This window comes from Pseudomonas sp. LPB0260 (genome assembly GCF_013388395.1).
Window position 1 is genome coordinate 1,339,554 of the sequence record NZ_CP058247.1, and the last position, 14,397, is coordinate 1,353,950.

The following is a 14,397-nucleotide window of genomic DNA, read 5'->3' on the forward strand; positions in this document are numbered from 1 at the left end:
TCAGCGCGCCGGGCGCAGCCAGCGTTGCAGCCGCGTTGGCGGCGGCGTGCGAAATGCTTCGAGCAGCTCGGCGCAGCCGATGTTGCGTTGCGCCGGATCGAACGCCAGGGCCGTGCGCAGGGCGTGCCAGCAGTGGGGCGGCAGCTGGGGCGGCCGTGACAGGTCGTTGTCCAGCTGCATGGCCTTGGCCTGCTTGGCGCTGAGGCGGCGAAACGGGTGGCGACCGCTGCTCAGCTCGTACAGCACGCAGGCCAGGGCATAGACATCGGCGGCGGCGGACAGCGGCGCGCCGTCGAGCAGTTCCAGCGCGGCGTAGCGCGGCGTCCAGGCGGCGAAGCGGCTGCGGCACAGGCGCGGCAGACCGGGCAGCAGCCCCTCCAGCGGCTGGCCGAGACCATAGTCGAACAGGCGCAGGCCGTCGGCGGCGAGCATCACATTGCTGGGCTTGAGGTCGCCGTGCAGCACGCCCTGGTCGTGCGAGTAGCTCAGGGCCTCGAGCAGGGCGATGGCGATCTCGTGCAATTCGGCCCAGCTCAGGCCCTCGGGACGCTCGCCCAGCAGCTGATCGAGGGTCGGACCCTTGAGCAGTTCCAGGGTGAGGAAGGCGCGCTGGCTCGGCAGGTCCACCTCGAAGCCAAACAGGCGCACCACATGGCGGTGGCTGAGCCGCGCGGTGAGGGCGAACTCGCTGTACAGCAGGGTATTGGCGTCCGGGTACTCGGCGAAGTCGTCGCTCAGGGTCTTGACCGCGACATAGGGCTCGGGGTCGCCGAACTGTTCGCGCAGCAGGTCGCGGGCACGGTACACCGCGCCCATGCCGCCGACGCCGAGCAGGCGTTCGATGCGGTAGCGGCCGCCGAGTACCTCCGGCAGCTCGCCGAGTCGCACCGGCTCGTGGGCGGGCGCCGCCTGCGCCGGGGCCGCGGTGGCGGCCAGGGCGAAGTAGGTCAGGTCGCTGGCTTCGCCGCCGAGTGCCGGCGTGCCGTCGAGCAAGGCTTCACTCATTCCTCGGTCCTCATTGGCGAATCACCACGGCGCTCAGGTTGTCCCGCGCCGGGCCGTCGAGGGCCTGTTGGAACAGCCGGTTCATCGCCAGTTGCGGCGAGGGCAGGTTGAGGGCGGCGCTCAGTTCGTCGACCGACAGGCCCTGGTACAGGCCGTCGCTGCACAGCAGGAAGGCATCGCCGGGCAGCACGTCCAGCTCGAGGATGTCCAGCTGCAACGTCTCGCTGGCGCCGATGGCGCGGGTCAGGGCATGGGCCGCCGGATGCCGCGCGGCTTCCTGGGGCGCCAGGCCCTGTTCGTCGATCAGCTGCTGGCGCAGCGAGTGGTCGCGGCTGAGCTGATACAGGCGGCCGCCGCGCCACAGGTAGCAGCGGCTGTCGCCGGCCCAGATGCAGGCGGCGCGTGCGCCCTCCACCAGCAGCGCGACCACGGTGCTGCCGATCACCGTGTCCGGGCGTTCGGCGGTGACCGTGAGGGCCTGGCTGAGGTGCCGGTTGAGCCCGTGCAGGCACTGGCGCAGCCGTCCCAGGCGCTGCTGCAGGCCGCCCTCGGCGGGCAGCTCGGCCAGCTGCTCGACGATCAGGCGGCTGGCCAGGGCGCCGTTCTGGTGGCCGCCCATGCCGTCGGCGACCGCCCACAGGCCCTGCTCCGGCAGGGCCAGGAAGGCGTCCTCGTTGCGCGCGCGGACCTTGCCGGTGTCGGTGCGCGCGGCGCTGCGCCAGGTGCTCACGGCGACTGCCGGCATCAGAGCGTCGCCGGCAGCTTGAAGCTGCGCAGCAGGCCGAGGTCGAAGGGGTTCGGCGAGCGCTGGCTGTGCAGCAGGTAGTTGGCGCGCAGGCCGCCGAGGTCGGCCTTGAGCATCAGCACGTCGCGGCCGCTGTGGTAGTCGACCTTCATCAGGTCGAGCAGGCGGAACAGCGACCAGGGCCCGGTGTTCTTCTCGATGCCCACGCGGCGCCCGCCGAGCTCCTCGACCACCAGGCTGGTGCGGCCCTCGTCGGCTTCGGCCGGCCAGTGGAAGGCGGTCTGCACGATCGGTCCGTGGCGGTACTCCAGTTGCTGGCTGCCGAAGCGGAAGTCGGCGCGGCTGAGGCTGGAGTCCAGCGAATAGGGCTCGAGCTTGAACAGCACCTTGGGTTCGTTCGGGTCCTCGGCGAAGAAGCTGCGGCGGATGGTCTGCGCGTGGCTCATCTGCAGCAGGAACTCGCGCGACAGCGGCAGGCCGCGGCCATCGACCTGGCGCAGGCGGTACTGGCCGGCGCTGCCGCTGACGAAGGGCTTGAGGTAGCCGTCGAAGAAGCGCTGGGCGATGCCCTGGCCCTTGAAGAACTCGCGGAAGTCGGCGATCGCCACCTCGCTCTCGCTGTGCGCGCTGAACGGGTAGCGCTGCTTCAGCGCGCCGTCGTAGGCGGCGTACAGCTCGCTCTGGTAGCGCTGGTTGAGGTAGTGGTAGGCGTCGCCCAGCACCAGCATCCAGCTGTCCTCGGCGAGCAAAGCGAGCCAGTTGCCGATCGGCTGGGGCAGCCGGGCGGCGCTGCCGCGCAGCTGGTTGATGGCGTCGCGGCGGCCGCTCATGCGTGCCTTGGCCAGCTCGAAGGCGGCCTGTTCCGGGGCGCTGGAGTGGGCCAGGCCGGCCAGTTGCAGCTGCAGGGCGTCGAGCGCCTGCAGGCTGCCGGCCAGTTCGGCGCCGGCACCGCCGTTGTCGTCGAGCAGGCGGTGCAGCGGCTCGAAGCGCCGTTCCAGGGTCTTGCGCGCGGTGTCCGGCAGGTTCTTGACCAGGGCGGCCTGGGCCTGCTGCGCCGCGGCGCTGGCCAGCTTGGCGGCCTTGCCCAGCTTGCCCTTGGCGCCCTGCAACGCCTCGGCGGCGGCGCCGGCGTCATCGGCGGCCTCGGCCAGGCCCTTGAAGCGGGTGTTGTCGCGCACCTCCACCAGCAGTTGCAGCAGCGGCGAGTTGGCGGCGGTCAGGCCGGCCAGCTGCAGGGCGCCCTGGTTGGCGCTGGCGATCGGCTCCAGGCTCAGCTGGGCCAGGGCCTCGCCCCAGTAGTTGGCGTAGTCGCGGAAGTACAGCTGCTCCATCTCCACCAGCAGGCGGCCGAGGTCGTTGCTGCTCAGGCTGTCGCCTTCGCCGAGTACCCAGTTGTCACGCAGGATGTCGCGCACCAGGTCGCCGCCCTGGGCGACGAACAGTTTCTGGTAGCCGGCCTGGGTGTAGAAGCCGGGGATGGCGTAGTCGCTGCCGACGAACAGTCCGGCCTGGGGGCCGAGCTTCTGGCTCAGGCGGTAGTCCGGCAGGCTGCGCGCCTGCTCGCGGAGCATGCGGTAGACCACCGCCGCCAGCGACTCGCTGCGCAGCACCTGGCGCGCCTGGGCCACCAGCGGTGCGTTCAGCGCGTAGGGCGCGAAGGGCTCGGCCAGCAGGCGCTCGAAGTGCTGGTTGAGGCCGCGCTGGGCGGCGCTGTTGCCGCTGTAGCGCAGCGACCAGTCGGCCGCCAGCCATTCCTGCAGGAAGGCCACGTCGCGACGCTCTTCCAGGTTGAGCATCAGGTAGGCGCGCAGGCTGTTGAGCAGACGCTCTCGATCACCGAGGTTGGCGCGGATCTGCGCCTCCAGCTGGCGCGCGACCCGTGGCAGCAGCAGGTTCTCCAGTTCGCCGCGGTAGGCGCGCTGCAGGGTCGGTGCGAGCGCCTCGCCCTGGTACAGGCCGCCGCGCTGCAGGTAGGACAGCTGGTCGACCGGCGGGAACACGCGGGTGGCGGCATAGCTGCTGTCCAGCGCCTCGAGGGTGCGCAGGGCGTCGTCCTGGGCGGCCACCGCATCATGCTGGCGGGTTAGCTGCTGGGCGATCTCGCGCAGCTGCTCCAGGCGCCCGTGGTTGCTCGAGAAGCCGCTCGCCCAGAGGGCGCCGAACAGCGCGAGCACGGCGAAGGCGCCGGCGTACATGGCGCGCTGGCCCCAGTCGATGCGCCGCACCTCCTTCTGGTCCAGGCCGGCCAGCTCGGCCTCGGGGAAGATCACCCGGTCGAGCAGCTGGTGGATGAAGCGCGCGCGGCCGCTGCGGAAGGTCGGCAGGGCGCTGCTGGCCAGGCCGAGGTTGCGGCCGATGCCGCTGGTGCTCGGGTCGAGCTGGTCGCCGAGCTGCGGGGCGCTGGTCAGGTAGAAGCCGCGCAACTGGCTGGCGCGCTGGTAGCGGTTGCCGCTGAAGGCCAGCTCGATGAACAGGCACAGGCGCTCGCCGATCTGCCCGAGCTGGTGCGGGAAGTCGAGGATACGGCCGCGGCGCTGGGTGTCGCGCTCTTGATGCATGCGCAGGATCACCTGGCTGTTGAGGCGACGCAATAGTTCCTCGAATTCCTGGCGCACCACGGTGACGTCGGTGGCGTCCTGTTCCTTGCGGAAGCTGGCGCCGAGCACCTGTTCGCTTTCCTCGCGCGACAGCTGGTCGAAGAACTCGTCGAAGCCCAGCACCTTGTCGGCCTTGCTCAGCACCAGGTAGACCGGCACGCTGGCGCCCAGGCGCTGGTGGATCTCGTGCAGGCGCTGGCGGGTCTGCCGCGCCAGGTTCTCCAGCTCGACTTCGCTGCCGCCCTGCAGCTGCTCGACCGGGATATTCACCAGCACGCCATTCAGTGGCCGCGCGCGGCGTTTGCGCAGCAGGCCGAGCAGGAAGTCCCAGGCGCGCCCGTCGACCAGCGGGTCGGGCTGGCTCAGGTAACGGCCGCAGGTGTCGATCAGCACCGCGTGGTCGGCGAAGTACCAGTCGGCGTAGCGGGTGCCGGACACATCCTTGGTCAGGCGCTGGTTGTCGCCGCGGTTGAGCGGGAAGTCCAGGCCGGAGAAGTCCAGCAGGCTGGTCTTGCCGCTGCCCTGGGGGCCGAGCAGCAGGTACCAGGGCAGCTCGTTGCGCCATTTCTCGCTGCGCCCGCGGTACAGGCTGGAGCGCTTGAGGGTGCGCAGGGCGTCATTGAAGCGGTTGCGCAGCTCGAGCTGCTCTTCGTCGATCAGGCCCTCGCGGCGCAGGCGCTCCTGGGCGTCGGCGTCGTCTTGCGCGGCCTTCTTGCGCGCCGTGGCCTTCCAGCTGGCGAAGACCATGGCCAGGCCCCACAGCAGGAACAGCGCGCTGATGCTCAGCAGGCGGCTGGTGGCGGGTTCCCAGAACTTGTAGTCGTCGACCGCCAGCAGCGGACCGACGAACCACACCAGCAGGGCCAGGAGCAGCACCAGGCACAGGCTCCAGACCCAGGTCTTGCGGAAAAATGCGGCTAACTTGCCGAAAAAGCTCTTCATTTCAGATCATCCATGAGTGCACCCGCGGACGGGTCGAGTTGCTCGTACGGCTGCAGAACGGTCGCGCGCTGCTCGCCCAGGACCCAGGCGAAACCGCCATAGATCACCCCGAGGCTGACCAGGGTCAGCAGCGCCACCAGCCACCAGGGGACGATGCGCACCAGGCGCCGGCGGGTGTCCTTGAGGCCCTGCCAGTGCGGCGAGATCTCCCGCGGCACGTCGCCGCGCATCTGGCGGATCTGCCGGTACAGGCTGTCGCGCACCGCCTCCAGCTCGAGCATGCCGCGTGGCAGCACGCGGTACTTGCCTTCGAAGCCGAGCGACAGGCACAGGTACATCAGCTCGAGCATCGGCAGGTGCTTGACCGGGTTGCGCGACAGGCGCTCGAGCAGTTGGAAGAACTTCTCGCCACCGAAGGTCTCGTTGTGGAAGGAGGACAGCAGGCTCATCTGCGACCATTCGCTCTCGTTGCCCCAGGGGGTGGTCACCACCGCCTCGTCGACCACGGTGCACAGCACGTAGCGCGCGGCCATCACCTGGCTGCTCTCGGCGCCGTCGTGCAGGGCGCGGTGCTCGAACAGCTTGATCGCGCCGGACAGGCGCTGGTGCAGGCTGTGCAGGTCCTCGCTGTCGAAGCTGTGCTTGAGCCGCACCACCTCCGAGAGCAGCGCGGAGGCCGCGGCCACCAGCGGGTTGAGGCTGATGTTGAAGCTCTCCGCCGGGCGCAGGCGCGCGGCGTAGATCATCCGCTCCTCCAGTTGCTCGAATTTCGGCGCCGCGGCGAAGTCGGTCAGCGGGCTGTGCGCCGGGGCGTCGCCCTGGCGGTTGAGGATGACGGTCTTGTCGTCCTGGCCGTATTCCATGTCCTTGGTCGTCATATCAGTTCCTGATCGCCCAGAATTTCAGCTCAAGCCCGGAGAACTCGCCGGACACGTGGAAGGCGAAGCCGCCGGAGCTTTCCAGCTGCGCCAGGTCCTCGGAGCCGAGCTCCAAGGCGAAGTAGGTCTTGCCGGAGTGGAAGGGAATCTGCCGTGGCGCCACCGGCAGCGGTTTGACCTTGATCCCCGGCAGGTGCAGGTTGACCAGCTGGCGGATGCGCTCCACCGGACCGATCTTCAGGTGCGCCGGCAGGCGCTGGCGCAGCTCCTCCGAATCGCACTGGGCGCTGGCGGCGAGGACGAAGGCGGAGGTGCCGAGCAGCTTGTGGTCGTGCAGCGGCGACACCTGGATGCCGTACTGGCGCTGCTGCAGCAGCAGCTCGATGGCATGCTGCTCCAGCACCATCGACAGCACCTGGCGGATCGCGTCCATCAGCTTGCGGAAGCTCAAGCCCTGGTCGCTGTGCTGGTAGCGGCTGTCCAGGCGCGGGCGCTTGGTCTCGCTGGAGAAGGTCGCGAGTTCGCCGAGCAGGCCCAGCAGCTCGCGGTAGATCTGTTCCGGGTGCACCTGCTCGATGCCCAGGTAGTGGCGCAGCACCGGTTCGAAGCGGTTGATCAGCTGCAGCATCATGAAGTCGCCGACCTCGGCGCCGCCGACCTTGCCGGTGGCGCGGATGCGCTCGGCGAGGATGTCGCCGCGGTGGCCGAGCATGCTGATCACCTCCTTGAGGCAGGACAGCAGGTAGCCGGAGGCCTGGAAATTGACGTAGGTGGGGATGAACTCCGGGTCGAGGCTGATGACCCCGTCCGGGGTGGTGTCCAGCACCTCGCACAGCTGCAGCTTGACGTAGGCCTGGTCGCTCTGCTGCTCGCCGAGCAGCAGGCGGAAGTCCGGACGGCCGCAGCTGACCTGGCTGGAGGCGCTGTCGCCGGCGTTGGAGTCGGCCACTTCCTCGTCGAAGGCGGTGTAGCGCGCCAGCACGTCCTGCTGCTCGGGGCGGCGGCTCTCGATATGGTTGCCGGTGACCAGCGGCAGGGCCAGGTACACCGGGGTATTGCCGGTATTCGGCGGCACGTCCAGGGCCAGCGGCTCGCGCTCGGCGCCGATGTCGAACAGGCTGCCATCGGGCAGCACGCCACTGGCCTTGCTCACCACCAGCTTGCCCATGTTGAGGAACTGGCGGTCGATCTCCAGCTCGAAGAAGCCCCAGGCGTAGCTGGCCAGCTTCTGCGTGCGGGTCTTGAGCTGGTGCTCGTAGTAACGGTCGCTCTGCTGGAAGTGCTGCGGGCGCAGCAGCATGCCTTCCTGCCAGACCACCTTGTGCATGGTCATGGCTCAGTCCTCGTCCTGGTTGTCGTCGAGCGCCTGGATGCCCTGGGCATCCAGGGTCAGGGCGATCTGGTTGCGCGCCTGCGCCTGCAGCGGGATGACGTAGCGCCAGCTGGTTTCCGGCAGGTCACGGTAGGCGGCGAGCACGCCGACGTAGCGGCTGCCGTCCTGTACGGAGAGCCTCAGACGGCGGGTTTCGCCCGGCCGCAACTCAAGCTCTTCCTGGGTCACCAGGTCCGGTGCCAGGGCCTTCTTCGGCCGCTGGTAGAGGGAGAAGAAGTCGGCGTTCTCGAAGGCCACCGGGTGCTTGAGCTCGATCAGGCGCAGGACGATGGGCGAGGGCCGGCCATTGAGGTCCGGGTTGAGCTGCTCGCTGCCGCTGAGCTCGAGGTCGAGCTTGGTCATCTTCGAGTAGGGCGACAGCGCCGAGCAGCCGGCCAGGGCCAGCAGGCTGGCGAGCAGGGCGAAAAGGGGTAAGCGGAACATGGGGATCATCCTTGAGCGTCGGTGTTGAGGGTGGCGATCAGGCGCACCTGTTCTTCGTAGGCCTGGGCGAAATCACGGGCGAACAGGCGTTCGCTCCAGTCGTCGTTCTGTTGCAGCGCGCCGTGCAGGCGCCGGTAGGCCCGCCAGCGGCTGCCGGCGGTGGCGATCAGCGGCTTGCGCCCCTCGCGCTCGAAACGCAGCGCCAGCTGCTCCGGCGACAGCTGCTCGAACAGGCCCTTGACCGCCGCGCGGCTGGCCGCCAGCAGCGCCACCTGGTGCGCCTGCAGGTCGCGGAAGCCGCGGTTGATCGCCTGTTCGGCCGGCAGCTGGCCGGCCTTGCCGCCACGCAGCAGGGCGCTTAGCGCCTCGCCGGCATCGCCGCTGTGCTTGAGCGGGTTGTTGCCGGCGCTCTGCACCGTGGTCAGGGCCAGGCGCATCTCGTTCTTCAGCTCGCTGCGGGTGCGCAGGCTCTGCTGCAGGCTGCCGACGCTCTGCTTGAGCAGCTTGGCGGCGTTCAGCGCCAGGGCTTCGCGGGCGTCGTCGTCGAGGTCGTCGAGGCGCACCCCCAGGGCCTCGCCGAACTTCTCCCAGAAGCTCGGCGGCAGGCGCTGCGGCTCGGGGGCGGGCTTGGGCTGCGGCGCCGGGGTGGGCATCACCAGTTCCGGCACCCGCAGGTTCTCCTCGTCGATCTGCGCGTAGTCGCGCTGCTGCACCGGCACCGAACGCGGGCGGATGATCGCGGTGAGGTCGTCGACCTCGGCGTACACCCGCTCCTGCTGCTCCAGGGCGGTGAGCGGGTCGAGGTCGAGGAAGGCATCGTCGGGGATGATGCTGCCGGCCGGCTGCGGCCGACCGATATCGCCCTCGAACAGCGCCGGGTCGCGGATCAGCCGCGCGCGGATCTCGAAGTCGCCGAGGCAGTACACGCTGCCATGCTCGACGCGCTGCGGCTCGCCCTTGCGCAGGCTGGCGCCGCTGTCCTTGAGCTGCACGCCGTTGCTGCTGGTGTCGGTCAGGTAGAAGGCGCCGTCGCGGTAGCTCACCTCGGCATGCCGCCCGGACAGCACACGCTTGCGATCGGGGATCACCCAGTCGCAGTCCTGCGCCCGGCCGATAATGCCGCCGGCCTGCTTAAAGGTTTTGGTGGTCATTAGACCTGGCACGAACTGCTGTGCACTGACCACATCGAAGACCAGTTCCATGGTGTTTTGCTCCTGGCGGTCAGTTGCCGCGAGTTTCGGCTTGCGGATCGCCCAGGGGGCGGTAGGCGTCGTCGCTGTACTTGTAGTTGCCGCTGCAGCCGGCCAGACACAGGGCCAGGGCGAGCAGGGCGGAGGAGTAGGTGCGGTGCAACATCGAAGGGGCTCCTTGCGGTTCGAATGGGGGCGGGGCGGATGGCAGGCGCGGCATCAGCTGGCCTTCTCCGGCAGGTTGGGGAAGATGCGCCGCGTGCCGGACTTTTCCGGGGTGTGCGGCAGCTGCTCGACACCCAGCGGGTAGCGGAAGGCCGAGGTGTGGATATAGGGCGGATCGAGCGCCTCGATCGCCGCCAAGGCACGGGCATGCCCCGCCGGGTCGAAGGACTGCTCGGCATAGGGCTTGAGGTCGTCGGGAATGCGATGCAGCTCGTTGTCAGGCAGTTCGTCGAAGGGAACCTGGCGCGACAGCGCCTCCCGATGCATGCGGTGCAGGCCCAAGTGCGCCAGTTGCGGGCGGGTATGGCGCTCTTCGACCAGGTAGACGGTGTTGCCGCGCACCTCGCACGTCCAGCCATTGGCGTCAGCCTTGGCGCGGGCATGGGCGATGACCGCATGCTTCTGCGCCCGCTCCTTGGGCTCGAAGCCGCTGAGGCTGTAGCGCTCGCGAACCACGCGCTCGATATTCGCCGGGTCGCGGGCGGGGTCGGCATAGCCGCCGCCGATATCCGAATGCACGCCCACGCCCGTCAGTTCGACGAAATGCGCGGGTGCCGAGGGGCCATTCTTCACCGAGGTCAGCGGGAACTTCTCGCGCACCTCCTGGCCGGCGACCAGGTGGTAGACGTACTGGGCGGACTCGGCCTTCAGGTTGAGGTTGAAGTTGCCCTCATCATCGTTGCCCGGCCAGTAGAAGGAGCCGACGCTGTCGTACAGGCCGACGAAGCGCACCCGGGCTCTGACCGTGCTGCGCGGGTACATATCCACCACGCGCCGCGTTGGACCTTTGCCGCTGCCCCGGTGTTGGCTATATGGCTTGCGAGCCATCAATAGATTGGGGTTGAGCTGGACGTCCCACAGCGAAACGGTTTCTTTCTTGCCGTTAAAATCAGGCAGGCCATGATTGATCATATTGACGAAATGGCGAGCCAGAGCGGCGCCTCGACTAAAGCCGAAGACATCGAAAACAATTTCGCCAGGGTGCTCCGGTATTTTTTCGATTAATTCGTGCAACTGCTTGCGGGCGCTATGCAGTCTTGCTTCACCACCTGTTGCACCCATCGCAAAAGCAAGGCCAACAACGCTATCGTCACCATCGTTAACCGTTCCGATGCCTTCAATATATATCCTGTATTGATGGTTGCTGGGGATTTCATCATAGATATCGGAGAGTTTTGCGATATTTGTCATAGCTCTGGTTGAGCTACCGCGGTCGTTGTCTTTGTTATTTCCAGTGCCGTCAAAGAATACGCCAATGACTATTTGCGGTATTTCGCAGCAAAGCGAGCCGTTATCTATCCCGGCAGAGATTTTTTTACTCGTTTCGTAGGCTTTTAGGATGTCCATAGTGTTATTGCTCGATCCCGGGTATTGGTTGTATTCTTCCTTTTTTTATTCTTTTTATAGTGCCCTTGAGGTATACCTTGGGATCGCCGGCTGTTTCCTCCCCAGTTCCATATCCAATAACGGTGACTTTTTCATTTCTCCCGCAAACGTATCTGTAGGAACAGGACGACTTTAGAGCCGATTTCATTTCACCCCTGGGGCCGAGAACGAATATTAATGCAGGTTCAGTAGTGTTCTCTCCAAAGGCTTTTGCGTGGGCCTTGATAAGGTCGGGCAGGTCAGGTGATAGCGCAATTTGCGCTGTGTAGTACTTCTGTGTCTGATACGAAAACCAATTCGCTTGTGCTGTCCTTGGAACTATGTTTTTGCCAGACAGTGCGATGCGCGTTCCGTCAAAGGTTTCCTCCAGTGTTTCTGGATTTTCCCAGCCGCCGGACAGGGCACCACCGCCAACTGGGCTGTGAAATACCTGGGCTCCGTTTCGGAGCGTAAGAGCCTGCCCATGGATCGGCGCGCTAGAACCTATCTGTATATTGTATTGAGCTTGGTCCACGTCACTTGCTGGGCTCTTGCTGGCGCATCCGGTATTCGAAATAAGCGAAAAGAGTGCAAGTAGCACGCCTGTCAATTTGAAGTTGATTCTCAATATGCTCATCTAGATTTGCTCTTTAAGGTCTGTTTGCACTGTCGGGGGGCAGGCCAGCAGTAGTTCGCTCAACGCGATATCTGGGGTTGATTGCTTACGCTCCAGTGCCGCTTGTATCTGAGGCTCCAACCAAAGTTGCTCACCTTGCTCGAGCGCCAGCACGGCGAGAAACAGCCGGTCCTGGCGGTCGCTGATGCCGTGCTGTTGCAGGCGCTTATCCAACTGCGCGGCCCACTGGTATTGATCCTGGGCTGTCCACTGCGCCAGGGGCTCGGGGTAGTGCTGGTGCAGTTGGCCGAGCAGGCGCGGAATCGCACTGGCGCGGGCCAGGGCCTGTTGCATGTCCGCGTCTATGGCGATTTCGGCGGGTGCCAAGGGCAGCGGCGCGGCGTCGCGGGCGGGGCCTTGCAGGTGGCAGTCGCGAGCCTCCAGCGGCAGCCAGGCGGCCCAAGCTTCGCCGGCGCGGATGGCCTGGGCGCGCCAGTAGGCGCAGGCAGGGTCTTGCAGGCCGGCCATCACCTGCGGGTCGTAGTAGCGCATCAGCGCCAGCTCGCCATCGGCCAGGCGAGCGTCGAGCAGATGGCGCAGGTGCTCGGCCAGTTCGGCCAGCGGGGCCGGGCTGGCGACCAGGATGCCCAGCGGGCGCTGTTCCAGTTGGGCCAGCAACTCCTGCCACGGTGCCGGTTCTCCATCCAGATGCAGCAGCCAGGGGCCCTGTTCGCTCAGTTCGGCGCGTGGGGTGTGCAGGAACAGGCTCTCCGCCTGCGGGTCGGGGTGCGCGGTCCAGATGTGCTGCAGCAGCTTGGCGTCCTGGGCGCCGTCGAGCAGGGCGTAGACCACCTGCTGTTCGTCAGCCGCGCGTTGCTGCCAGTCGGTCAGCCAGTCCTGAAACGACTTCATGACGCACTACCTGCCATTGCCTGGGCGCGCTTTTCCGCGCATTCCTTGCAGAAGGGCACGGCCTGCTCGGCGGCGGAGATCAGGCGCAGTGGGTTCAGGCTGGTGCGCTTCGGCGCGGGCGGCACGCTGTTGAGCAGGGCCTGCTGGGTGCGCTCGCCGGCCTTGTCCTGATCCGCCGCATTGGGGATGAGCGGCGGCTTGATCTTGATGCCCGAGCCTGTGCCCGGGCTGCCGCCGGAGTTCATCTTGATATTGGCGCCGCTCAGGGTGACGCCGCCGGGATCGAGCTTGAGGAAGCTGCCGCCGCCGGCCGCGGTGAGTTCCATGCCGGCGTCGATCACCACCTTGCTGCCGGCGTAGTAGTGGATCTCGCTGCCGGCCTCGACGTACTGGCCGCTGCCGACCTTCACGTGCTGCTTCTGGCCGACCGTCAGGTGGTCGTCGCTGCGGGCCTCGACCTTGCGGTCGAGGTGGGTGGTGCGGTGTTCCTCGGCCTTGAACTCGCTGTGGCTGTTGGCTTCGACGCTGTCGTGGCGCTGGTGGCCGACGCGGATCTTCTGGTCGTGCTCGATGTTCTCGTCCCAGTCGCGCTGGGCGTGGACGTAGATCTGCTCGGCGCCCTTGCGGTCCTCGATACGCAGCTCGTTATAGCCGCCACCGCCGGGAGAGCTGAGGGTCTTGAACAGGCTGCGGGTCTTGTTCGCCGGCAGGTCGTAGGGCACCACGTGTTCCTTGTGGTACAGGCAGCCGGTGACCAGCGGCTGGTCGGGGTCGCCTTCGAGGAAGGTCACCAGCACTTCCATGCCGACACGGGGGATGGCGATGCCGCCGTAGCGGTCGCCGGCCCAGCTGCTCGACACCCGTAGCCAGCAGCTGGTCTTGTCGTCGGCCTGGCCCTCGCGGTCCCAGTGGAACTGCACCTTGACCCGGCCGTACTGGTCGCAGTGGATCTCCTCGCCCGCAGGGCCGGTGACCACGGCGCTCTGGCTGCCCAGCACCTGGGGCTTGGGATGGCGCAGGGGCGGGCGGAAGGCCACGTCCCAGGGCGTGGCGCTGAAGCGGTTGCGGTAGCCCTGGGTAAAGCCGTCAGCGGATTCGACGTCGCTGGTCACCGACTCTTCCAGCACCTGGGGCTGCTTGCCCTCGTGCTCGATCTCGGTGAGCAGCCACAGCTGGTTCCAGTCCGCGCGCGGATGGCCGCTGAGGTCGAGGAAGTGGCCGCTGACCAGCAGCGGCTGGTCGCTTTCGCCCCGGGCCAGTTCGTAGTCATGGCGGTGGCGTTCCAGGGCGCGTCTGCTCAGGTGCTTGCCGCGCTCGCGCTCGACGAAACGACCGGGGTAGTCGTAGTCCTCCAGGTCCGGGCTGAACTCGCTGGTGAAGGCGGCCTCCATCAGCAGGCGCGGCTTCTCGAAGTCGTAGTCGCGGCGGCCGACCCGGCTGCTGCGGGTTTCCAGGCGCAGGCCGAAACGCTTGATCACCGGCTCGTCGGCCACCAGGCCGCTGTCCTGCTGGTAGGCGGTAGGCGCCAGCCGAGGGAACACCGTCTGGTCGTCGCCGAACACCAGCACATGGCCGTCGGCGCTGTGCTGGAAGTGGTAGTGGATGCCCTCTTCCTCGCACAGGCGCTGGATGAAGTGCAGGTCGCTCTCGTCGTACTGCACGCAGTACTCGCGCTCGGGATAGGCCGAGCCGAGCTGGAAGCGGTAGGCATTGGCCTGGATGCCGTGCTCCTCGAGCACCTGGCCGATGATCTTCGCGACCGGCAGGTGCTGGAAGATGCGCTGGTTGAGGCGGTGGGCCAGGTACGCCAGTTGCGGGCGCAGGCTGAGGTGGTAGCGGGTCAGACGCTGGCCGGAGTCGCCCTGGGCGACGCGGTAGACCAGCCCGTGAATGCCGCCGCCCGGCGCGAAGGCGAGGAAGGCCGGCTGGTGCAGCAGGCTTTCCAGGTCGAGATCGGGGCGCTCGCTGACCAGCTCCAGCTCGAACTCGAAGGGCTGGTTGAGCGCCTCGCGGCCGCTGAACGCGAGCACCTGCAGGTCGTGCTCGGCACCGCCGAGGTTGAGGCTGAAGTGGGTCTGGTTGGCTGCATTGAACATGCTCGTCTCC

12 protein-coding genes are annotated in these 14,397 nt (G+C 67.2%); all 12 read right to left on the reverse strand.

The genetic code is table 11. The features are described from left to right. Genes LPB260_RS05805 through LPB260_RS05860 form a run of 12 tightly spaced genes read right to left on the reverse strand, consistent with a single transcriptional unit; the run spans position 1 to position 14,387 of the window. The gene (locus LPB260_RS05805) at positions 1 to 1,005 is read right to left on the reverse strand and encodes a serine/threonine-protein kinase (protein ID WP_208707762.1); all 1,005 of its coding nucleotides are present in this window, start codon (positions 1,003 to 1,005) and stop codon (positions 1 to 3) included. A gap of 10 nt (positions 1,006 to 1,015) precedes the next feature. Then, positions 1,016 to 1,750 carry a PP2C family serine/threonine-protein phosphatase gene (locus LPB260_RS05810; RefSeq protein WP_208707763.1) on the reverse strand — a complete coding sequence of 245 codons (735 nt, stop codon included), beginning with the start codon at positions 1,748 to 1,750 and terminating at the stop codon, positions 1,016 to 1,018. After that, positions 1,750 to 5,289 carry a type VI secretion system membrane subunit TssM gene (gene tssM, locus LPB260_RS05815; RefSeq protein WP_208707764.1) on the reverse strand — a complete coding sequence of 1,180 codons (3,540 nt, stop codon included), beginning with the start codon at positions 5,287 to 5,289 and terminating at the stop codon, positions 1,750 to 1,752. The genes LPB260_RS05810 and tssM overlap by 1 nt, the downstream gene beginning before the upstream one ends. Continuing rightward, entirely contained in the window at positions 5,286 to 6,167 is an 882-nt protein-coding gene (gene icmH, locus LPB260_RS05820; RefSeq protein ID WP_208707765.1) for a type IVB secretion system protein IcmH/DotU, read from the reverse strand. The genes tssM and icmH overlap by 4 nt, the downstream gene beginning before the upstream one ends. A gap of 1 nt (position 6,168) precedes the next feature. After that, complete coding sequence (tssK, locus tag LPB260_RS05825; RefSeq protein ID WP_208707766.1) at positions 6,169 to 7,500, reverse strand: type VI secretion system baseplate subunit TssK; 1,332 nt, start codon at positions 7,498 to 7,500, stop codon at positions 6,169 to 6,171. A gap of 3 nt (positions 7,501 to 7,503) precedes the next feature. Further along, a complete protein-coding gene (tssJ, locus tag LPB260_RS05830) occupies positions 7,504 to 7,983 on the reverse strand; it encodes a type VI secretion system lipoprotein TssJ (protein ID WP_208707767.1) in 480 nt (159 codons plus the stop codon). Between the two features lie 5 nt (positions 7,984 to 7,988). Further along, positions 7,989 to 9,185, reverse strand: coding sequence for a type VI secretion system-associated FHA domain protein TagH (gene tagH, locus LPB260_RS05835; RefSeq protein WP_208707768.1), 1,197 nt, complete (start codon positions 9,183 to 9,185; stop codon positions 7,989 to 7,991). A 19-nt stretch (positions 9,186 to 9,204) separates the two neighbouring features. Continuing rightward, entirely contained in the window at positions 9,205 to 9,339 is a 135-nt protein-coding gene (locus LPB260_RS05840; protein ID WP_208707769.1) for a type VI secretion protein, read from the reverse strand. 53 nt (positions 9,340 to 9,392) lie between these two features. Continuing rightward, positions 9,393 to 10,745, reverse strand: coding sequence for a DUF2235 domain-containing protein (locus tag LPB260_RS05845; RefSeq protein ID WP_208707770.1), 1,353 nt, complete (start codon positions 10,743 to 10,745; stop codon positions 9,393 to 9,395). 4 nt (positions 10,746 to 10,749) lie between these two features. After that, positions 10,750 to 11,400: a DUF2931 family protein gene (locus LPB260_RS05850; RefSeq protein ID WP_208707771.1), complete on the reverse strand. Its 651-nt coding sequence runs from the start codon at positions 11,398 to 11,400 to the stop codon at positions 10,750 to 10,752. Then, positions 11,401 to 12,291, reverse strand: a complete 891-nt coding sequence (locus LPB260_RS05855) for a DUF4123 domain-containing protein (protein ID WP_208707772.1) — start codon at positions 12,289 to 12,291, stop codon at positions 11,401 to 11,403. Further along, a complete protein-coding gene (locus LPB260_RS05860) occupies positions 12,288 to 14,387 on the reverse strand; it encodes a type VI secretion system tip protein VgrG (RefSeq protein WP_208707773.1) in 2,100 nt (699 codons plus the stop codon). Before LPB260_RS05860 ends, LPB260_RS05855 begins: the two co-directional genes overlap by 4 nt. Between the last annotated feature and the right edge of the window lie 10 nt (positions 14,388 to 14,397).